Source organism: Thermus caldifontis (genome assembly GCF_003336745.1).
Classification (GTDB): Bacteria; Deinococcota; Deinococci; order Deinococcales; family Thermaceae; genus Thermus; species Thermus caldifontis.
Genome location: NZ_KZ851833.1, coordinates 1 through 19719, shown reverse-complemented (window position 1 = coordinate 19719; position 19719 = coordinate 1). Strand labels below are relative to the sequence as shown.

Below are 19719 nucleotides of genomic sequence, written 5' to 3'. Positions count from 1 at the left end.
CCCCCCTGGGCCACCATGGCGCACCTATAGGAGCTTGGCCAAGGCCTCCTTAACGGCCTTATCCTGAATGTACGCCGCCCTCAAACGGGCAAGCCCCCTCTCCCCAAACTCCCGCTTCAGCTCCTGCAGGGAGACGCCGTAGGACCGGGCCACCGCCTGGAGGTAGGCCTGCCACTCCTCCTCGCTCACCTCGGGCTTGAGCTCCTCAGCCAAGCGCTCCTTAGCCAAGGAGCGCCGCACCCGCTTCAGGGCCTCCTGCTTCAGCTCCTCCCGCAACTTCGCCAACTCGCCCTTCTCCTCCAAGGCTTGGAAGTAGGCCTCCAGGGGAATCCCTTGACGGGCCAGGTCCTCGGCCAGGTGCTCTAGGAGATGGCGCTCCTCCGCCTCCAGCATGGAAGGGGGGATCTCCGCCTCTAGCCCCTCAGCCAACTTCTCCAAAAAGGCCTGCTCCCGCGCCTCCTGGTACCGGGCCTCCGCCTGGCGCTTGAGGCTCTCGCGCACCTTCTCCTTAAGCTCCTCCAGGCTTTCCACCTCCAGGGTCTTGGCGAACTCCTCATCCAGCTCGGGGAGCTCGAGGGTCTTCACCTCCAGAATCTCGGTGCGCACCTCCCGCACCTTCTCCCCCTGCTCGTTCAAGACGGGGACCATGACCACCTCCCCCGCACGCCTGCCCAAAAGGGCCTCCCGCACATGGGGAAGGGCCTTGGAAAGGTCGATGGGGAACTCCGCCCCTTCCTCGGTGCGCACGAAAACGTGGTCCTTCTCCTGGGCCTCCCGATCTACGGGGACAAGCTCAGCGTAGCGGTGGCGGAGCTCCTCGAGGGCCTTTTCCACCATCTCCTCCGTGACCTCTTCCGGCGCCACCCCAAGGTCAAAGCCCCGCCAGTCGGGAAGCTTGACCTCGGGGTAGTTCTCCACCTCCGCCACGTAGCGGAAACCCTCCCCCTCCTTGAGCTCCTCCTCCACCACCCTGGCCGCCACGGGCAAAAGCCCAAGCTCCTGCACCGCCAAGGGATAGGTTTCCTCCACCAGGCGCTCCTTGAGGTCGGAAAGAAGCTCCTCCCGCCCGATCCGGGCCTCCACCACCTTCAAGGGCGCCTTGCCCGGGCGGAAGCCCGGGATGCGCACCCGCTTAGCCACATCCTTGAGGAGGGCCTGGTAGCGCTCTTGCACCTTCTCCGCAGGCACCTCCACCCGCACCTTTACCCGATAGCCGGAACGCTCCAGGATCTCCGCCACGCCTCACCTCACTGAACAAGGGGCCTCGCCCGCGTGGTGCGAGGAGCGGGACTTGAACCCGCACGGGCTACCCCACCGGATCCTAAGTCCGGCGCGTCTACCGGTTCCGCCATCCTCGCATGGGAGGACGAGGCCCCCCTTTAAAATACCACCCCTTTCGGGGTGGAGGTATTGGGGTGAGCGATGGGACTTGAACCCACGACCCCCGGATCCACAGTCCGGTGCTCTAACCAGCTGAGCTACGCTCACCACGCTCAGCATCCGCCATTCTAAGGGCCTAACCCCCCACCGTCAAGGCCTGAAGCCCCCCCTCCAGGCTCATGGCCTCATACCCTTCCGCCTCCAGGTAGAGGGCCGCCACCTGGCTGATAAGCCCCTTCTCGCACACCAGGAGGAGGGGAACCCGGGGCAGGTGGTGTTCCCCTGCTTGGATCTTCTCCAAGGGAACCCACTCCGCCGCAAAGGGCAAGGGGGTGTGGCGCTTGTCCGCAGGGCGGACATCCACCACCTTCACCCCCTGGTCCAGAAGGGCCGGCAACTCCTCGGGTTTGACCCTACGCATACCCTTGATTGTACCAGGAGAAGGCGGGGCCTCGAGGACCATGCGCAAAGTTATGCAATAAACCCGGGAAGCTCTGCATAAGAAGTGGGGTCCTCCTTGGACAGCCCGGGGCAAATATGTTATCCTCGCCCATTGGGTACGCGATGCCGCCGAGAAGAGACCTCAAGAAAATCCTCATCATCGGTTCCGGGCCCATCACCATCGGCCAGGCTGCGGAGTTTGACTACTCGGGCACCCAGGCGGTGAAGGCCCTAAGGGGTGCGGGGTACGAGGCCATCCTGGTCAACTCCAACCCCGCCACCATCATGACCGACCCCGAGCTGGCCGAGCGCACCTACCTGGAACCCCTGACCCTGGAGTACCTGGAAAAGGTGATCGCCCAGGAACGCCCCGACGCCCTCCTGCCCACCTTGGGGGGCCAGACCGCCTTGAACCTCTCCATGGCCCTCCACGAGGAAGGCATCCTCGCCCGCTACGGGGTGGAGCTTATTGGGGCCAAGGCGGAGGCCATCAAGAAGGGGGAAGACCGGGAGGAGTTCCAGAAGGCCATGCGGAAGATCGGCCTCGAGGTGCCCCGGGGCCAGATGGTGAGTAGCCTGGAGGAGGGCCTGCACTTCGCCCGGGAGGTGGGCTATCCCGTGGTGGTCCGCCCCTCCTTCACCCTGGGGGGCACCGGGGGCGGCATCGCCCACAGCGAGGCGGAGCTAAAGGAAATCCTGGGCCGGGGCCTCCTCCTTTCCCCGGTGCACACCGCCTTGGTGGAGGAATCGGTTTTGGGCTGGAAGGAGTTTGAGCTGGAGGTGATGCGGGACCATGCGGACACCGTGGTCATCATCACCAGCATCGAAAACGTGGACCCCATGGGGGTGCACACGGGGGACTCCATCACCGTGGCTCCCGCCCAGACCCTTTCCGATGTGGAGTACCAGAGGATGCGGGACGCCGCCAAGGCGGTGATCCGGGAGATCGGGGTGGACACCGGGGGCTCCAACATCCAGTTCGCCGTGGACCCCAAAACGGGCCGCCAGGTGGTCATCGAGATGAACCCCCGGGTCTCCCGCTCCAGCGCCTTGGCCTCCAAGGCCACGGGCTTTCCCATCGCCAAGATCGCCGCCCTCTTGGCGGTGGGGTACCGCCTGGACGAGCTTCCCAACGACATCACCCGCAAGACCCCAGCCTCCTTTGAACCCACCATTGACTATGTGGTGGTCAAGATCCCCCGCTTTGCCTTTGAGAAGTTCAAGGACCTCCCCAATACCCTGGAAGGCCTCACGGACCAGCTGGGCACCCAGATGAAGTCCGTGGGGGAGGTGATGGCCATCGGCCGCACCTTCAAGGAGGCCCTCATGAAGGCCCTAAGGGGCCTGGAGCGGGACGTGAAGGCCCTAGCCCAGGTGCGCACGGAGGACCTGGAGAAAAAGCTCTACCCCAACCCCGACCGCATCTATGCGGTCATGGAGCTCCTGCGGCGGGGCATGCCCATAGAGGACCTCCACCAGGCCACCCGCATCGACCCCTGGTTTCTCTACCAAATGCAGGAAATCGTGCAGGCCGAGGCATGGCTCCAGGCCCATCCTCCCAGGGACCGGGAGGACTGGCGCTTCTACAAGGGCCTAGGCCTCACCGATGCCCGCATGGGGGAGATTTTGGGCAGAAAGGAAGGGGAGGTGCGCAGCGAGCGCAAGGCCTTGGGGGTGGTCCCCGTCTACAAGACCGTGGATACCTGCGCTGCAGAGTTTGAGGCCTACACCCCCTACCACTACTCCACCTACGAGCTGGAGGACGAGGTCTGGCCCACGCAAAAACCCAAGGTGGTGATCCTGGGCTCGGGGCCCATCCGCATCGGCCAAGGGGTGGAGTTTGACTACGCCACGGTGCATGCGGTCTGGGCCCTGCGGGAGGCGGGGTACGAGACCCTCATGGTGAACTCCAACCCCGAGACGGTCTCCACCGACTACGACACCGCCGACCGCCTCTACTTTGAGCCCCTGACCCTCGAGGATGTCCTCAACCTGGTGGAGCACGAGAAACCCCTGGGGGTCATCGCCACCCTGGGCGGCCAAACCCCCCTGAAGCTGGCCAAGGGCCTGGAGGAGGCCGGGGTACGGCTTCTCGGCACCCCCTTCGCCGCCATCCACAAGGCAGAGGACCGGCAGGAGTTCCACCGCCTTTGCCGAGAGCTTGGCATCCCCCAGCCCGAGGGCCGGGTGGCGGCCACCCCCGAGGAAGCCCTCCGCTTGGCCCAGGAGGTGGGCTTTCCCCTCCTGGCCCGGCCCAGCTACGTGCTGGGAGGCCGGGCCATGCGGGTGCTCCACAGCCAGGAGGAACTCAAGCGCTACCTGGAGGAGGTCTACGAGCCCCTTCAGGACAAGCCCTCCATCCTCCTGGACCGGTACCTGGAAGGCGCCTTGGAGCTGGACGTGGACGCCCTTTGCGACGGGGAGGAGGTGATGATCGCCGGGGTGATGGAGCACGTGGAGCGGGCCGGGGTGCACTCGGGAGACTCCGCCACGGTGCTACCCCCCGTGCACCTCTCCCCTGCCGCCTTGGAAAAGGTGAAGGCCTACACCCGCCGCCTGGCCTTGGCCCTGGGGGTTAAGGGGCTTTTGAACGTCCAGTATGCGGTCCTTGGGGAGGAGGTGTACATCCTCGAGGCCAACCCCCGGGCTAGCCGCACCGTGCCCTTCGTCTCCAAGGCCATCGGCATCCCCTTGGCCAAACTGGCCGCCCTTATCGCCGTGGGCAAGAGCCTCAAGGAGCTAGGGGTGCGGAACCTGGAACCCGTGCCCCCCTACTATGCGGTGAAGGAGGTGGTCATCCCCTGGCTCAAGTTCCCCGGGGTCATCCCGGTCCTGGGGCCCGAGATGCGTTCCACCGGGGAAAGCATGGGCCTGGACGAGGACCCCTACCTGGCCTACTACAAGGCAGAGCTGGGGGCGGGCCAAAGGCTTCCCCTCTTCGGGCGGGTCCGCTTCTTGGAGGAAGGGCTTCCCGAAAAGGAGCAGGCCCGGCTAGAGGAGGTGCGCCGGGCCTACTTGGCTGCCGGCTTCACCCTCTCCCACGAGGATTACGACCTCCTTATCAGCCCTACCCCTCATCCCGAGCTGAGGCGGGCCGTGGAAAAGGGCCTTCCCTTCATCACCACCCTGGAGGGGGCCTGGTGGAGCCTAAAGGCCATCCTGAGGGCCCGGGAAAAGGGCACCAGGGCCAGAAGCCTTCAGGAATGGCACGGCACCCTGCAGAGGGCCTAAGGCCAAACAGGCCCGCCCGTGTACAATGAAGGGCAATGAAGCTCATCGTGGCCATCGTGCAGGATACGGATGCCCCGGGCCTCACCAAGGCCCTTTTGGAGCGGGGCCTTCAGTCCACCAAGTTGGCCTCCACCGGCGGCTTCTTACGGGAGGGGAACACCACCTTGCTGATCGGGGTGGAGGACGAAAGGGTCCCAGAAGTCCTAGAGCTAATCCAGGAGAAATGCCGCACCCGCACCCGCCTGGTCACGAGAGGCTTTCCCCTCTCCGAGGCCCCTGACCCCTTCCTGGCCCAGCCCGTGGAGGTTCAGGTGGGCGGGGCGGTGGTCTTCGTCCTGCCGGTGGAAGGGTTTTTCAAGATATGAGGAGCTGGGCCCTCCTCCTCCTCCTGGGCACGGCTTGGGCCCAGATTGGCAAACCGGTGGAAGGCGCGCTCCGGGGTGTCCTACCCCCTCCCGGGGGCGAGGTCCGGGTGGAGGAGAAAAACGGCCGCCTCCTGGCGGTGAGCTATACCGGCCCCCTGGACGCCTCCTTTCTGGCCCTGTTGGTGGACAGGACCACGGGGATGGCCTTCGGTGCGCCTCTTAAGGAGTGGGTAGGGAAAAACGCGGGGAACCTTAAGGGGCAACGGGTCAGCCTGAACCTGGAGGAGGCCTTTCTTCTGGACCTGGTCCTCACGGAACCCATGCGGGCCCGGATAGGCCCAAGGGAAACGCGGGAAGCGGCCCTGGGCGAGGACCGCTGGGTGCTAGGGGAAAAGGGCCCCGTGCTCCGCATCTTCTCCGACTTCCAGTGCCCCTTCTGCCAGCGTCTGGCCCGTGAGGTGCTTCCCCAGCTGAAACCCCGGGCCCTCAGGGGGGAGCTTCGGATCAGCTACCGCCACTTCCCCCTCAAGGAGATCCACCCCGAAGCCCTGCCCGCCGCCATCGCCGCGGAGTGCGCCGGGGCGCGAGGGGCTTTCTGGCCCTACCACGACCTCCTGATGCAGGGCCGGCTTGGGGATTACCTGGGCCTGGCCCGCTCCCTCTCCCTGGACCTGAAGGCCTTTGCCAGCTGCCTCAAGGACCCCCAGGTGGCCCAGCGGGTGGAGGCCGAGCGGGCCTTGGCCCTCCGCCTGGGCCTTAGGGGAACCCCCACCGCCTTCGCCGGACCCTACCAAACTCCCAACCCCTTTGACCTGGAAAGGGTCCTGGACTATCTGGCCCTGGCCCGCTAAAGTAGGCGGGATGGAAGGGGAGCTCTTCCTTCTCAAGGATGGCAAAGGCCGGGCCTTCCTGATCCGCCTCAAGGAGGGTGGGGTTTTCCACCACCACCGGGGCACCGTGCCCCATGAGGCCATCGCCCAAGCGGGCCCAGGGGGAAGGGTCTACACCCACCTGGGGGAGGCCCTCTCCGTCCACCGGCCCACCTTGGAGGAGTACCTCCTCTACATGCGGCGAAGCGCCACCCCCACCTACCCCAAGGATGCCAGCGCCATGGTGACCCTTCTGGACCTGGCCCCGGGGATGCGGGTCCTCGAGGCGGGCACGGGCTCCGGAGGGCTCACCCTTTTCCTGGCCCGGGCGGTGGGGCCTATGGGGCTCGTGGAAAGCTATGAGCGCCGCCCCCCGCACCTGGCCCAGGCGGAGGCCAACGTGCGGGCCTTCTGGCAGGTGGAGAACGTGCGCTTCCACCTGGGAAGCCTGGAGGAGGCCACCCTGGAAAGGGAGAGCTTCCACGGGGTGGCCCTGGACCTCATGGAACCCTGGAAGGTGCTGGCCAAGGCCACGGAGGCCCTCATGCTGGACCGTTTCCTGGTGGCCTACCTCCCCAACATCACCCAGGTGCTGGAGCTGGTGCAAAGGGCCGGGGGCCTACCCCTCAGGCTGGAACGGGTTTTGGAGGTTTCCTGGCGGGAGTGGGAGATAAGGCTGCCCGTGGCCCATCCCCGCTTCCAGCAGGTGGGGCACACGGCCTTTTTGGTGGTGTTTAGGAAATGGAAGGCCTCCTGATCCACGCCTTTTTGCGGGAGCTGACCAAGGAGCTCCCGGCCCCTAACCTGGGCCTGGCCTTCCCTGATGAGGGCAGCCTGGCCCTTCTTCTCAAGGGGGCCACGGGCCGCATCTTCAACCTGGTTCTCCGCTACCGCCCTCCCTCCCCCAGCCTAGCCCTGGAGGAAGGCACCCTTATGGGCGAGCCCAAAACCGCCTTCCAAAGGCAGCTCCAGGCCCGGGTAAAGGGACCCTTGCTGGAAGCTATGCAACTCAAGCTGGACCGGGTGGTGTTTTTCCGCTTTGCTGGGGAAAAGGGGTTTGTGGACACCCCGCCCTCCACCCTGGTCCTCGAGGCCACGGGACGGAACGCCAACCTCCTCCTCCTGGACGAAGGAGGCCTGATCCTCGGGGTTGACCGGCCCATCACCAAGGAGGTGAACCGCTACCGGGAACTCCGCCCAGGCCTTCCCTACATGCCCCCACCCCCCTACGAGAAGCTGGACCCCCGCACCCTTACCCTAGAAGACCTCCACATCCTCCTTGGGAAACCCTTGAAGGAGGTGGTGCGCCATGTGGACGGGATAGGCCTGGAACTCATGCGAGAGCTGGCCAAAAGAGCGGGCCTCACCCCGGAAACCCCCTTGGATGAGGAGGCCCTGGCCCGGGTATACCAGGCCCTCAAGGATTTGCTGGAACACCCCCACCTGGGCACCACCCTTTCCCAGGAGCTTCGGGAAAGGTGGCGGGAAGAGGAGAAAGAGGCCTTGAGGAAGCCCCTCCTCGAGGCCCTTAGAAGGGAGGAGAGGACCCTCCGCGCCCGGCTTCTTGACCAGGAAAGGGCCTTGGAAAGGCTAGGGGAAGCGGAAGGCCTGCGCCGGCAGGCCGACCTCCTCCTGGCCCGGCTTAAAGAGGTGCCCAAGGGAGCGGAAAGGGTGACTCTGGAGGATTTTGAGGGAAGGCCGGTGGAAATCCCCCTAGACCCCGCCCTCTCCCCCCAGGAGAACGCCCAGAGGCTCTACGAAAGGGCGCGGCGCCTCGAGGAGCTGGCGGAACGGGCCCTCACCCTGATCCCTAAGCTGGAGGCCCAGCTCCAGGCCCTTGAGGAGGAGGCCCGGCGGGTGGAAAGGGCGGAACTTGCGGAACTCCTAGCCCTCTCCCGTCACCCCAAGGGGCAAAAGGGACCCAGGCTGGGCCTCCGCTATACCTCCCCTTCCGGATTCCTAGTCCTGGTGGGCAGGAACGCCAAGGAAAACGACCTCCTCACCCGCACCGCTCACTCCGAGGACCTCTGGTTCCATGCCCAAGGGGTGCCGGGAAGCCACGTGATCCTCAAGGCGGAAGGGAAAAGCCCGCCCCTGGAAGACCTCCTCTTCGCCGCCAGGCTGGCCGCCTACCACTCCAAGGCCCGGGGAGAAAGCCAGGTTCCCGTGGACTACACCCGCAAAAAACACGTCTGGCGACCGCGCAAGGCCGCTCCAGGCCAGGTTCTCTACACCCACGCCAAGACCCTCTTCGTGGAGGGGTCGCTTCCCCAAGAGGCCCTCGAGGGGTAGACTTGGCTTTTGTGAGAAGGGTGATGTTCCACGCCAAGATCCATAGGGCCACGGTGACCCATGCCGACCTTCACTACGTGGGTTCGGTGACCGTGGACCAGGACCTCTTGGATGCCGCCGGCATCCTGCCCTACGAGCAAGTGGATATCTACGACATCACCAATGGAGCCCGGCTCACCACCTACGCCCTTCCCGGGGAGAGGGGTTCGGGGGTGGTGCAGGTGAACGGGGCCGCCGCCCACCTGGTGCGCCCGGGGGACTTGGTGATCCTGGTGGCCTACGGGATCTTTGAGGAGGAGGAGGCCCGAAACCTTAAGCCCACCGTGGTTTTGGTGGACGAGGGAAACAGGATCCTCGAGGTGCGCCAAGGATGACCAGGCTACGGCTCTACCTGGACCTAATCCGCTTCGAGCACACCCTTTTCGCCCTTCCCTTTGCCTACGGAGGGATGCTCCTGGCGGCCGGGGGCTGGCCCGGATCTCGCACCTTCCTCCTGGTCACCCTGGCCATGGTGGGGGCCAGGACCATGGCCATGGCCCTGAACCGCCTTATAGATTGGCGCATGGATGCGCTAAACCCCCGCACCCAAAACCGGCACCTGCCCAAGGGGCTGGTTAAACCCTGGGAAACCCTGGCCCTGGCCGGAGCGGGGCTTGCCCTATTGGTCTATGCGGGGCTTTCCCTAAACCCCCTTACCGCCAGGCTCCTTCCGCTGGCGGTCTTCTTTCTTACGGTCTACAGCTACACCAAGCGCTTCACCTGGCTTTGCCACTATGTATTGGGGCTCACCATCGGGGCTGCTGCGGCAGGGGGTTGGATCGCCGTTACGGGAAGCTTCCACCCCACCGCCTACTGGCTTTGGGCGGGGGTGGGGCTTTGGATTGCGGGGTTTGACATCCTTTATGCCACCCAGGACTTTAGCTTTGATCGCTCCTATGGGGTGAAGAGCATCCCCGCCCGCTTCGGCATCCCCATGGCCCTAGGCGTGGCCCGCACCACCCACCTCTTGGCCTGGCTTTCCCTTCTCTTAGCCGGGCTCAGCTATGGCGCCGGGCCCTTTTTCTACTTGGGCCTTCTCCTGGTGGGAGCGCTCTTGGTCTACGAGCACCGCCTGGTGACCCCCGAGGACCTGAGCCGAGTAGAGGTGGCCTTCTTCCAGGCCAACGTGGGGGTGAGCCTAGGGATGTTCCTCTTCGTGGTCCTGGACCTAGTGTTTTAGGGCCTGGGGGTTAAGCTTAAAGAATGACCATGGAAGGTATCCGCAAGGCAGCGGAAAGGGCCACCCTGGAGCTTCTGGAGCTTTTCCCCATGCCCCAAGGGAGCCTTTTTGTCCTGGGAGGATCCACCAGCGAGGTCCTGGGGGAAAAGGTGGGGACAAGGCCCAGCCTCGAGGTGGCCGAGGCCATCTTGGAGGGGCTCCTTCCTCCCCTTCTGGAACGGGGAGTGTGGGTGGCCGTCCAGGGGTGCGAGCACCTCAACCGGGCCCTGGTGGTGGAAAGGGAAGCCGCCCAGGCCTATGGTTTGGAGGAGGTCACCGTCTTCCCCCACCCCAAGGCGGGAGGAAGCCTCGCCACAGCCGCCTTCCTTCGCTTCAAAGACCCCGTAATGGTGGAATCCTTAAAGGGCCAAGCCCATGGGGGGATGGATATCGGGGGCGTCCTCATCGGCATGCACCTTCGCCCTGTGGCCGTACCCCTTAGGCTCTCCCTGCGGAAAATCGGGGAGGCCCTGCTGATCGCCGCCAAGACCCGGCCCAAGCTGGTGGGTGGAGCCCGGGCGGTCTACTCCCGGGAGGAGATGCTCAAGAGGCTGGAAGAATATCGGCAAAAGCCTCTTTGAAGAGGGCCGCCACGCCAAAGGCCTCGTAGCGATGGTAGTGGCCCATCAGGGAGAGGCGGAAAATCTTCCCCTTCAAAGGCCCTTGCCCTCCAGCGATCACCGCCCCCTTTTGGGCAAAGGCCTCCTTCACCGCCCGGTAGGGAATGCCTTCCGGCAGGTAAAAGGCCGCCACCGCCGGGCTTGCCACCTTGGGCACAGGCCTCAACCCCAGCTCCGCCCCAACCCGGTAGAGAAGATCGTTCTGCCAGGCCTTGAGGGCCAGGTGTTCCGGAAGCCTGGGCAACACCTCCAAAAGCACCGCCGCCACCGCCCCCACCAGGTTGATGGCTGGGGTCCAGGCGCTCTCCCCTTCCCCCTGGGCCTTTAGCTCCCGGGACAGGTCGTAGTAGTACCCTCGGGGGCGAAGGGCCTCCAGAGCCCTAGGGCTTAAGGCCACGAAACCCAAGCCGGGGGGGCACATGAGGCCCTTCTGGCTTCCGGAAACGGCGGCGTCCACCCCCCAGGCCTCCAGGGCCACCTCCCGCACCAGGAGGCTTGTCACCATATCCGCCCCCACCAGACCCTCGGGGTTGGCCTCCTTAAAGGCCCTTGCCAGGGCGGGCAGGTCCACCAGGGCCCCGGTGGAGGTCTCCGAGTGGACCAGGAGCAACCCCCGGTAGCCCGGCCTGGCCACCCCTTCCGGGCTTGGCACCTCCCCGTAGGGAAGTTCCCAGCGGTCCACCTCGAGCCCCGCCCTTTCGGCAATCTCGGCAAAGCGCTCGGAAAACTTCCCGTACACCGGCACCAAGACCCTTTCCCCGGGGGAGAAAAGGTTGTGCACCAAGGCCTCCATGGCCAAGGTGCCGCTTCCCGTTAGGACCAGAACCTCCCCTTGGGTCTGGAAAGCCTCCTTGAGAAGGTCCCTGGCCTTAAGGAAAACTTCCCGGGCCGGCTCCGTGCGGTGGTGGAGCTGGGGGCGGGCCAACGCCTCGAGGGCCTTAGGGTGAAGCCGAACGGGTCCAGGGGTGAGGAGCCACTCCATGGGAAAAGTTTAGCGTACCACGCCCCCTACCAGGCGCTGGACCACCCGCCCCGTGAGGAGTAAGAGGCCATGGAGAATGGCCCCGGGCCTGGGTGGGTCCCCGGGCACGTAGACATCCACGGGAACCACCTTATCCACCCCTGCCCACACCTCCTGGCTTTCCGCGAAAACCCCGCCGGCTATGGCCTCGTTGCCCACAGCCACCACCCCTTTGGGCTCCGGCATGGCCTGGTAGGTGCGCTCTAGGGCCTCGGCCATGTTCCGGCTCACGGGGCCGGTGACCAAAAGGGCATCGGCGTGGCGGGGCGAGGCCACCACCTGGAAGCCAAACCGGCCCATGTCGTTAAAGGGGTTCCCCAAAAGGGCGATCTCGGAATCGCTGAGCCCTGTATCCCCGGCGCTCACCTCGCGGAAGGCCAGGGTGGGGAGGCGCAGCTCGGGCCGGGGTGGCGGGGGTGGCCCAGGGTCCAGGAAGGCTTGGGCCGCCAGGTCCACCCGTTGTACCAGGTCTTCCCGGCGAACCACGGCCACCTCCAGGGTCTTCATCTCCCCCACGGCCTCGGGGTAGGCCAGGGCGCACCGCCCACACCCCACGCAGCGGGCTAAGTCCAGGCTGAAAATCCCTTCTTCTTCAACGAAGGCCCCGCTGGGGCACACCTTCACCAGGCCCTCCCGGGCTTTCTGGGAAAGCCCCTTGGGTTGCAAAAGAGGATAGCCAAAGGCATGCGAGGGCACCTTTAGAATCTCCTCCAGGGCCCGAGCCAAAACCCCTATCCTGAGCGTGCGCAAAAGGCTCATCCTACCCCCTACAGGTCGTTTCCCGCATAGGAAAGGTCAAAGGACTTGTTACAGAGAGGGAAGTCCGGCAGGCCTTCCCCCCGCACCGCCAGCTCCAGGGCCCGCCAGTTCTTGAAACTGGGGTCCACCCCCTCCGCCTGGGCTACCCTGCCCTCCTCCAGCCGGACGAACCAGAACACCTCCCCCCGGCCCGCCTCCACCCGGGCCATGCCCTCCCCGTCCCCCGCTTCCGCCTCCACCGCCAGAGGCCCTTCAGCCCGTTGGCGTAGGAAGCGCTGGGCATACTCCAACGCCTGGAGGGCTTCCTCCGCATACACCTGGGCCCGGGAAAGGACATCCCCTCCCTGGCGCACCGCAGGGACAAAGGCAGGGTAAAGGGCATCGTCCTGCCTTAGGTCCCGCTCCACCCCACTCGCCCGGGCCGTGGGCCCCACGAAGCCCAAGGCCAACGCCTCCACCCGCCGCACCACCCCCACGTAGCGCATGCGATCCAGCACCTGGGGGTGCTTAAGAAGCCGGGGCAAAAGCCAATCCAGCTCCTTTTGGTACCGCGATAGGGCCTCGAGGTCCGGCCCGCCTTCCCGCCACACCCCTCCCACCCGGATGAAGTTGCGGCCATAGCGGTGGCCCGTGAGGCGGTCCACCTCCCCTTGCAGAAGGGCCCGTATCCGACCCACCTGGGTGGCGCCGTAGGCGTAGCCGATATCGGTGAAAAGGCCCGCCAGGTGGCCCAGGTGGCCAAAGGCCCGCTCCAGCTCCAAGGCCGCCCGACGCAGGTACTGCGCGCGGGGAGGAGCCTCTATTCCCAGGGCCCTCTCGCAAGCCTCCGCAAAGGCCAGGGCGTGGGCCACGGGCTCACCCCCCGCCCGTTCCGCCAGGAGCAGGGCCGCCTCTGGACCCTTGCCCAGCATGATCCGGAGGAGGCCCCGGTGCTGGTAGCCCAGGCGGATCTCCAGGTTAAGGATTCGCTCCCCAAGAACGCTAAAGCGGAAGTGGCCGGGCTCAATGATCCCCGCATGCACCGGCCCCACCGGCACCTCGTGCAGGTGGGGAAACTCCCGGAAGGCATAGGGAAGGTCGTGCCGCCTTAAAGGTCTTAGCCCGGGATGCCCCACAAGCTCCAATCCCCTTTCCCAAAGGGTCCGCTCAAACCAATCCAGGGAGGGAAACTCCCCGGCCAGACTGGGTAAACGCCTCCCCTGGCCCAGGGAAAAGGCCTCGAGGCTCCGCCTGCGCTCCACCAGCAAAAGCGCCCCCTCGCCGTAGGGGAAATAGGCCACGGGCCTACCCTCCTGCAGGGCCTCCTTCACGGCCTCCACAACACCACCTCCAGCGCCTTAAACACCCCCACCGGGGGAAAGACCCCAAGAAGAAGGAGCAGGAGAAGCAAAACCCATAGCAACCAAAGGTCCAGCCCCCTTCCCCTTAAGGGTTTTCCCTGACCAAAACCCATCTGGGCCATGGGGTATAAGAGGCCAGCAAAGGCCAGCCCCAGCCCCACCAGGTAGAGAACCCCCAGCCAGGGCGATTTCATGGCCACCTCCACCGCCTTGAACTCGGCGAAAAACAGGGGAAAGGGAGGAAGCCCCCCCAAGGCCGCCAGGGAAAGGATAAAGGGCACACCCAAGGCAGGGGTATGGAGGACCAGGCCTCCTACCCGCCCTACCTCCTTGGCATGGCTCAGGGCCAGAATCCCACTGGCTCCCAAAAACGCCAAGGTCTTGCTCAAGGAGTGGGCCAGGGTGTGGAGAAGGGCAAGCCAGGGAAGACCCAGGCCCAAAGCAAAAACACCAAGGCCCATGTGTTCCATGCTGGAATAGGCGAGAAGCCTCTTGTACTCCTTCTGCCCAAAGAGAAACAAGGCCCCAAACAGCAGGCTCAAAAGGCCAAAGGCCAAAAGAAGCCCGGAGGCAAAAGGGAAAAGCCCCGCCACCTGCATAAGGGCGGTGTAGCGCAAAAGGGCGTAAAAGGCCACGTTGAGAAGGGTTCCCGAGAGGAGGGCGGAGGCCGGCCCCGGGGCCTCGGCATGGGCATCGGGGAGCCAGGCCTGGAGGGGAAAAAGCCCCACCTTGGTACCGAAGCCCACCAAGAGGAGGGCAAAGGCCACCTTAAGCCCCTCGGGATTGGCCTCCCCCACCAAGGACCGGACCTCCCCCCAGTCCAAGGTGGCCCCGCCCACCAAGGCGTACACCAGGATGACCCCGATGAGCCCCATGGCGATGCCCACGCTCCCCAGCATGAGGTACTTCCAGGTGGCTTCCAGGGCCCTTGCCCCGCCCTTGTGGTAGACCAGAAGGGCCGAGGCCAGGGTGCTCCCCTCCACGAAGATCCAAAGCACCCCTAGGTTGTGGGCCAGGTACGCCCCGTGGGCCGAGGCCAGGAAAAGGGCACCCGCCCAATAGAACCGCCAAGCCTCCTCCCGGGAAAAGTAGCCCCGGGCAAACAGGGCCACCAACCCGTAGATGAGGTCCGTCAGGAGGAGGTAAAAGAGCCCCACCCCATCCAATCGGAAAGGGCCCGCCGCCGCACCCAAGAGGAAAGGGGCAAGGAGCAAGCCCAGGAAGGGTACCAAAACGGAAAGCCGCACCAGCAAGGTGGTTTCCCTGCGGGCCAAAAAGACCATCAAGGGCAAGAAGACCAGAAGATACAGCACCCCTACCCCCTTAAGGAACGCATCCGAGCCGTGTCCACATGCCCCATCTCCCCCTTGATGCGGAAGATGAGGATCCCCGCCAAGAACACGGCGGCGAAGGCATCCAACGCCACCCCCAGCTCCACGAAAAGGGGAAGGCCGTGGCTCTCAGAAAGGGCCATGAGGAAAACCCCATTCTCCAACGCCAGAAAGCCCAGAACCTGGCTGATCGCCTTTTTCCGGCTAACCATGGAAAGAATCCCCAACAGGACCAGGGCCAAGGCCACGGGCACCCCTTGGGGCAAGGGCGCCTCGGGGAGAACAAAGGCCTTTCCCACCCGGAAGGCCAAAGCGGTGAGGAGCCCTGCCAAAAGGAGGGAGAGGGAAACGGACAAGTATCCCTCCACCTCGTGGCTCACCTCGAGGCGGTCTATAAGCCAGAACAGGTACCAGGGTATGAGGACCCCCTTGACGGCGAAAAGGGCCAGGCCTGCCACGATAAAGTGCACCTCGCCTCCCGCAAGGGCAAAGGAAACCAAGGCCAAGAGGATGTTCTGCAGGGCGTAGAGCCGGATGATGGCGTCCAGGCTACGGCGGCTTACCATCAGAAAACCGGTGGCCAGAATGGCCAGGACCAAGGTGTTTAGAAGCGCCATATCGCCCCCAAAAGCGCCAGCACCCCAAAAAGGGTGTTGTACGAGAGAAAGTCAGGAAGCCTGAGGTAGCGAAGCTTCACCCCGTAGGTCTCCAGGTAGGCCAGCACCACGGCCCAGGCCCCCACCACCCCCAGGAAGACCAGGGGTTTCGGCCCCGGCAACAACAAGGCCATCAACCCCGCGTAAAAGAGCATCTTAAGCGAGCCAGCAAGCTCGTACAAGGCCAAAAGAGGCCCGCTATGGTCCAGGAGCTGCGCCTCGTGGATCATGGTGAGCTCCAGGTGCGTGGTGGGGTCGTCCACCGGCATCCTGGCCCCCTCGGCCAGAAGGGCCAGGGCCAGCGAGGCCAGGGCCAGCAGCAACACCAAGCTATTCTCCACCCCAAGCTGGGGCAGGCCGCTTAAGGAAAACCCCTCCCCCAGAAGCACCGCCCCCGCCAAGGCCATAAGCGTTCCCGGTTCCGCCAACACCGTGACCACACCCTCCCGGTAACTTCCCTGGGCCCCAAAACTGCTACCCGCATCCAAAGCCGCCAGCATTTGCAAAAAGCGGCCCAAGCCCAGCAGGTAGAGGGCGAGGAGAAAATCCCCCTTGAAGGACAGTCCAGGGAGGATGGGCAACAAGGCCAAGGCCCCAAGGGTACCCAGTAGGGCCATGATGGGGCCGAGAAGGAATAGGGGGGTGGTGGGGTGGGGCACTACCCAGACCTTGCGCCAGAGCTTGGCCAGATTCCGGTACTCCATGAGGGGGCTTGGCCCCTGCCGATGGGTAAGCCTGGCCTTGAGCCACTTGACGGTTCCCGAAAAGAGGGGAGCCAAAAGGAGGGCCAAGAGCGCCGTCACAGCAAAACCACCCCCAGGACCACCACCAAGGTAAGGAGCTGCAGAAGAAGGTAAAGGTGCAGGCTTCCCGACTGAAGGGTCTGGACCAAAGCGGCAAGGTGGCTATAGGCCCGCCCCACACCGGCGTATACCTCGGCCAAGGGTTCCTCCAAGCGGGGATGTTCCCCCGCCCTAAGGCGAAGAAAGGGGAACAGGCGCAGGGCCGGTTCGGCAAAACCCAGGCCGTTGGGTTGCATCCTGGGGGTTAGGGGCTGGAAACCGCAGTCCCAGGTGCCGTACTCCCGCTGGGGCAGTTGCCGAATCCTACGGTAGAAGACACCGGCCAAAAGGCCAAGGAGGACCAAGAGAAACCCGTTGGGATAGGTGCGGATCCCCAGGGGATCCAGAATCAGCCCAGGCGCCACGGCCACAAGGAGGAGAAGCCCTGCCAAAGCGCCAAGCCCCAGGCGCATCCCCCTGGCCCAGTGGAGCCCCGCCTCGCCTCGAGGCAGCCCCAAAAAAGCCAGCCCGAAAAGGCGCACGTAAAAGTAAAGGGCCAAGGCCCCCACCAAGGCCAAGGCCCCGGCGGCCAGGGGCATCAGGAAAGGCCCCTGCAAAAAGCCTTGGTAAAGTTGCCACTCCGCAAGAAAAACAGGGCCAGGAGGCAGGCCGGCCCCCGCCACCATCCCCCACAAGGCCAGGGCCCCGAGCTCAGGGGCCCTACGGAAAAGCCCACCCAGGTGGGAAATCCGCCGCTCCTCCAGGGCCCCTGCCCCCAGGAAAAGAAGCCCTTTGAACAAGGCGTGGGCTACCTGATGGAGGAAGAAGGCCCCCAGGAGCAAGGGCATAGGCTTAAGAAAATACGCCCCCAAAGCGGAAAGCATGAGGCCCAAGTTTTCCACGCTGGAGTAGGCCAAAGCCCCTTTTAGGTCCTCCTCCCCCAGACCCCGCACCAGGGCATACACCGCACCCAAAAGCCCCAGAAGAACCAAGGCCCAGCCCACCCAAAGCGGAGGGGGACCGAACCAGTACTGGGACTGGTACAACCCCAAAAGGCCCAGCTTGGTCATGGCCCCAGAAAGCAGGGCCGACACCGGGCTGATGGCCACGGGGTGGGCTTGGGGCAACCAGGCGTGGAAGGGGAAGAGGGCTGCCTTCACCCCAAAGCCCAAAAGAAGCCCCGCCCAGACCCAGTCAGCCCCCAGATGCCCCTGCCCCAGGAAGGCCAGGTAAAGCCCAGCCCCAGAAAGCCGGCTAGCCAGGAAAAAGGCCCGGGCTCCCGCCAGAGCGCCTGGCCCCTCGAGGGCAACCAGGAAATAACCCAAGAGGGCCATGCCCTCCCACAAAAAGAGGAAGCCGAACCCCGGGGAGGTCAAGGCCACCCCTGCCATGCTAGCCAAGAAAAGGGGAATGAGAAGGGCATAGAGGTGCGCCTCACGAGGGTGATGGGCTAAATACGCAGGAAGGTAGGGGGCAAGGCCCAGGGTCAGGGCCCCGAGGAGGAGGAGGTAGAGGAAAGGAGCACCCCATCCCCAAGCCCAACCCATCCCCCCCAGCGCCACCCACGCAAGGCCCGCCAAACCCAGGGAGAGGGAAAGCCCCCGGAAACCCCAGGGGGTCCCAGCGGACACCACGGCCAAGCCCAGGGGCAAGAAGGTCCAAAGAGGGCTCATTCCTCCTCCCTAAGGGCGTCCAGACGCTCCCTCTCCGCCTCGAGGTGGCGTTCGAAGATCCGCCGTCCCAGGTCCAAAAAGGCGTAGACCTCCGGATCCCGGGTGCGGTAGTAGACCATCTGCCCCTCCCGCCTAGCCTCCACCAAACCCCGCTCCCGGAGCAGGGAAAGCTGCCGAGAGAGCACGGACTGCTCCGCCCCAAGCTCCCGCTGGAGGGCGGAAACGCTCTTCTCCCCTTCCCTTAGAGCGTCCAGGATGGCCAGGCGCAAGGGATGGGCCAAGGCCTTGAAGAAGGCAGCCTTATAGCGGTGCAGGGCGCTTGGCATATCCCTCCCCTTGTGTATATGCGCAAAATAACATATGGTCATGTTAAAACCCCGGTCCGCCCTCGTCAAGCCCCACGTGGTACCATGGGCCCTCAGGGTATGGCGTATTTCCGCCTGCGCTTCCGGGCTCCTGCTTCCGACACGTACCTCCTTCCCCTGCCCCAGGACCTCCCCGGGCAAAAGGTCGGGGATCTCCTCCTATCCCGGCGAGCCGAAGCCATGTACGAGGACCGGGGCAACCTCCTGGCCCGGTTTCCCCTCGAGGCGGAAGAGGCGGTGGAGGTCCGCTTCCACCTGGACACCCATCCCCTGAACCCCGCCCCTCCCTGGCGCAAGGTGCTTCTCGGGGAACCCCCAGAGGCCTGGCCGGGTATCCTGGCCCACAGGGGACACAAGGTAGAGCGGGCCCTAGGCTTTCTCCTTTCCGGAAAGCCCCACACCTGGTTCTTGGTGGACGGCACGCCCCTAGACCCTTTCCTGTACCAAGCCCTCCTGGAGCACCCAGGCCAACTCCTCCCCCTTGGCGTAGCCCCTGATCCCCTCACCTACCTGGGAGGCCACGAGGGAAAAAGGTTGCTGCTCTTGAGGACGCCCTGGCCAGGGGAGGAAACCCTCCCATGGGATACCCTCCATTCCCTGGCCAAAGACCCTTTACCCCTCCTGCGGGGCCTGGCCTTTGGCGCCTTGGGCCTTTCCGCCCTGGGATACCCCACCGGGCCTTGGCCCTACCTGCCCTACTTGGGGCTCCTGGCCTGGCGGCAAGGCCCTGCCCTAAAAGCCCTTTTTCTACGATCCCCCCGCCACGCCGTAGAAAGCCTCCTCTTTCACGCCTTTGCCCTCACCGTAACGGCAAACCCCAGGCCCGAGATCGGCCTGGGGTACCTGGCGCTCTTCCTCTGGAACCGGCTTAGGCCTTCCGCTTCAACTCGGTCAGGATCTCCCGAAGAAGCTTAACCTCCTCGGGGGGCTCGGGAGGCGGGGGCGGGGCCGCCTCCTCCGCCTTCTTGCGCCGCTTCTCAATCTCCTGCATGGGCACCACGATCAAGAAGTAGATGGCCGCCCCCACCACCAGGAAGTTCACCACCGTGTTGATGAACTTCCCAAGAGCGATAGGCCCCAGCTTGATGGCGGAAAAATCCGGGGCTCCTCCCAAGGCCCCGATCAAGGGGGTAAGGACATCCGCCACCAAGGAGTTCACCACCTGGCCAAAGGCGCCGCCGATGACCACGGCCACCGCTAGGTCCACCACGTTGCCCCGCATGATAAAGTCCCGAAAACCTTTTAACATCCTCCCACCTCCAAACCTAAAATCCCTTCGTTTGCTACCTTAAAGCTCCACCCCAGCCATTTGCAGCAGGACATAGCTGCGGATGAG

Annotated in this window: 20 protein-coding genes and 2 tRNA genes; 9 read left to right on the top strand and 13 right to left on the bottom strand. The window is 64.8% G+C overall.

The window, feature by feature from the left end; all coding sequences use genetic code 11:
- Positions 1–24 precede the first annotated feature (24 nt).
- From tig to DK874_RS00095, 4 genes are all read right to left on the bottom strand, one after another.
- Positions 25–1239: a trigger factor gene (tig, locus tag DK874_RS00110; RefSeq protein ID WP_114311485.1), complete on the bottom strand. Its 1215-nt coding sequence runs from the start codon at positions 1237–1239 to the stop codon at positions 25–27.
- 34 nt (positions 1240–1273) lie between these two features.
- Positions 1274–1358, bottom strand: a tRNA-Leu gene (locus DK874_RS00105).
- A gap of 53 nt (positions 1359–1411) precedes the next feature.
- Positions 1412–1488: transfer RNA gene (locus DK874_RS00100), tRNA-His, on the bottom strand.
- Positions 1489–1516: 28 nt separating this feature from the next.
- Entirely contained in the window at positions 1517–1801 is a 285-nt protein-coding gene (locus DK874_RS00095; RefSeq protein ID WP_114311483.1) for a rhodanese-like domain-containing protein, read from the bottom strand.
- Between the two features lie 143 nt (positions 1802–1944).
- Between DK874_RS00095 and carB the strand changes: the two genes are divergently transcribed.
- Genes carB through DK874_RS00055 form a run of 8 tightly spaced genes read left to right on the top strand, consistent with a single transcriptional unit; the run spans position 1945 to position 10417 of the window.
- Complete coding sequence (gene carB, locus DK874_RS00090; RefSeq protein WP_114311480.1) at positions 1945–5052, top strand: carbamoyl-phosphate synthase large subunit; 3108 nt, start codon at positions 1945–1947, stop codon at positions 5050–5052.
- A 35-nt stretch (positions 5053–5087) separates the two neighbouring features.
- Positions 5088–5417: a cyclic-di-AMP receptor gene (locus DK874_RS00085; RefSeq protein WP_114311479.1), complete on the top strand. Its 330-nt coding sequence runs from the start codon at positions 5088–5090 to the stop codon at positions 5415–5417.
- Complete coding sequence (locus tag DK874_RS00080) at positions 5414–6268, top strand: DsbA family protein (RefSeq protein WP_114311476.1); 855 nt, start codon at positions 5414–5416, stop codon at positions 6266–6268. The genes DK874_RS00085 and DK874_RS00080 overlap by 4 nt, the downstream gene beginning before the upstream one ends.
- 10 nt (positions 6269–6278) lie before the next feature.
- Positions 6279–7043, top strand: coding sequence for a tRNA (adenine-N1)-methyltransferase (locus tag DK874_RS00075; protein ID WP_114311474.1), 765 nt, complete (start codon positions 6279–6281; stop codon positions 7041–7043).
- Positions 7028–8578 carry an Rqc2 family fibronectin-binding protein gene (locus DK874_RS00070; protein WP_114311471.1) on the top strand — a complete coding sequence of 517 codons (1551 nt, stop codon included), beginning with the start codon at positions 7028–7030 and terminating at the stop codon, positions 8576–8578. Before DK874_RS00075 ends, DK874_RS00070 begins: the two co-directional genes overlap by 16 nt.
- 23 nt (positions 8579–8601) lie before the next feature.
- The gene (panD, locus tag DK874_RS00065) at positions 8602–8952 is read left to right on the top strand and encodes an aspartate 1-decarboxylase (protein WP_114311469.1); all 351 of its coding nucleotides are present in this window, start codon (positions 8602–8604) and stop codon (positions 8950–8952) included.
- A complete protein-coding gene (mqnP, locus tag DK874_RS00060) occupies positions 8949–9797 on the top strand; it encodes a menaquinone biosynthesis prenyltransferase MqnP (RefSeq protein ID WP_114311466.1) in 849 nt (282 codons plus the stop codon). The genes panD and mqnP overlap by 4 nt, the downstream gene beginning before the upstream one ends.
- A gap of 29 nt (positions 9798–9826) precedes the next feature.
- On the top strand, positions 9827–10417 hold the full coding sequence (locus tag DK874_RS00055; protein WP_114311651.1) for a TIGR01440 family protein: 591 nt from the start codon (positions 9827–9829) through the stop codon (positions 10415–10417).
- Here the strand turns inward: DK874_RS00055 and DK874_RS00050 are convergent.
- Genes DK874_RS00050 through DK874_RS00015 form a run of 8 tightly spaced genes read right to left on the bottom strand, consistent with a single transcriptional unit; the run spans position 10380 to position 18344 of the window.
- Positions 10380–11438 (bottom strand): pyridoxal-phosphate-dependent aminotransferase family protein, encoded by a 1059-nt coding sequence (locus DK874_RS00050; RefSeq protein ID WP_114311463.1) that lies wholly within the window; start codon positions 11436–11438, stop codon positions 10380–10382. The two genes, DK874_RS00055 and DK874_RS00050, sit on opposite strands and share 38 nt — an antisense overlap.
- Before the next feature lie 9 nt (positions 11439–11447).
- Positions 11448–12236, bottom strand: a complete 789-nt coding sequence (locus tag DK874_RS00045; protein ID WP_114311461.1) for an NADH-quinone oxidoreductase subunit B family protein — start codon at positions 12234–12236, stop codon at positions 11448–11450.
- A gap of 8 nt (positions 12237–12244) precedes the next feature.
- Positions 12245–13555 carry a hydrogenase large subunit gene (locus DK874_RS11935; RefSeq protein ID WP_114311459.1) on the bottom strand — a complete coding sequence of 437 codons (1311 nt, stop codon included), beginning with the start codon at positions 13553–13555 and terminating at the stop codon, positions 12245–12247.
- Positions 13543–14889 carry a proton-conducting transporter transmembrane domain-containing protein gene (locus DK874_RS00035; protein ID WP_114311457.1) on the bottom strand — a complete coding sequence of 449 codons (1347 nt, stop codon included), beginning with the start codon at positions 14887–14889 and terminating at the stop codon, positions 13543–13545. The genes DK874_RS11935 and DK874_RS00035 overlap by 13 nt, the downstream gene beginning before the upstream one ends.
- A 2-nt stretch (positions 14890–14891) precedes the next feature.
- A complete protein-coding gene (locus DK874_RS00030; protein WP_205387537.1) occupies positions 14892–15524 on the bottom strand; it encodes a hypothetical protein in 633 nt (210 codons plus the stop codon).
- On the bottom strand, positions 15512–16366 hold the full coding sequence (locus tag DK874_RS00025) for a respiratory chain complex I subunit 1 family protein (protein WP_114311455.1): 855 nt from the start codon (positions 16364–16366) through the stop codon (positions 15512–15514). Before DK874_RS00025 ends, DK874_RS00030 begins: the two co-directional genes overlap by 13 nt.
- Positions 16363–18018: a proton-conducting transporter transmembrane domain-containing protein gene (locus DK874_RS00020; RefSeq protein WP_114311453.1), complete on the bottom strand. Its 1656-nt coding sequence runs from the start codon at positions 18016–18018 to the stop codon at positions 16363–16365. Before DK874_RS00020 ends, DK874_RS00025 begins: the two co-directional genes overlap by 4 nt.
- A complete protein-coding gene (locus tag DK874_RS00015; protein ID WP_114311451.1) occupies positions 18015–18344 on the bottom strand; it encodes an ArsR/SmtB family transcription factor in 330 nt (109 codons plus the stop codon). The genes DK874_RS00020 and DK874_RS00015 overlap by 4 nt, the downstream gene beginning before the upstream one ends.
- A gap of 99 nt (positions 18345–18443) precedes the next feature.
- Here DK874_RS00015 and DK874_RS00010 point away from each other — a divergent pair, with 99 nt between their 5' ends.
- The gene (locus DK874_RS00010) at positions 18444–19298 is read left to right on the top strand and encodes a hypothetical protein (protein ID WP_114311449.1); all 855 of its coding nucleotides are present in this window, start codon (positions 18444–18446) and stop codon (positions 19296–19298) included.
- On the opposite strand, the gene mscL is transcribed toward DK874_RS00010, so the two are convergent.
- Positions 19252–19632 carry a large conductance mechanosensitive channel protein MscL gene (mscL, locus tag DK874_RS00005; RefSeq protein WP_114311446.1) on the bottom strand — a complete coding sequence of 127 codons (381 nt, stop codon included), beginning with the start codon at positions 19630–19632 and terminating at the stop codon, positions 19252–19254. The two genes, DK874_RS00010 and mscL, sit on opposite strands and share 47 nt — an antisense overlap.
- Positions 19633–19719: the final 87 nt, after the last annotated feature.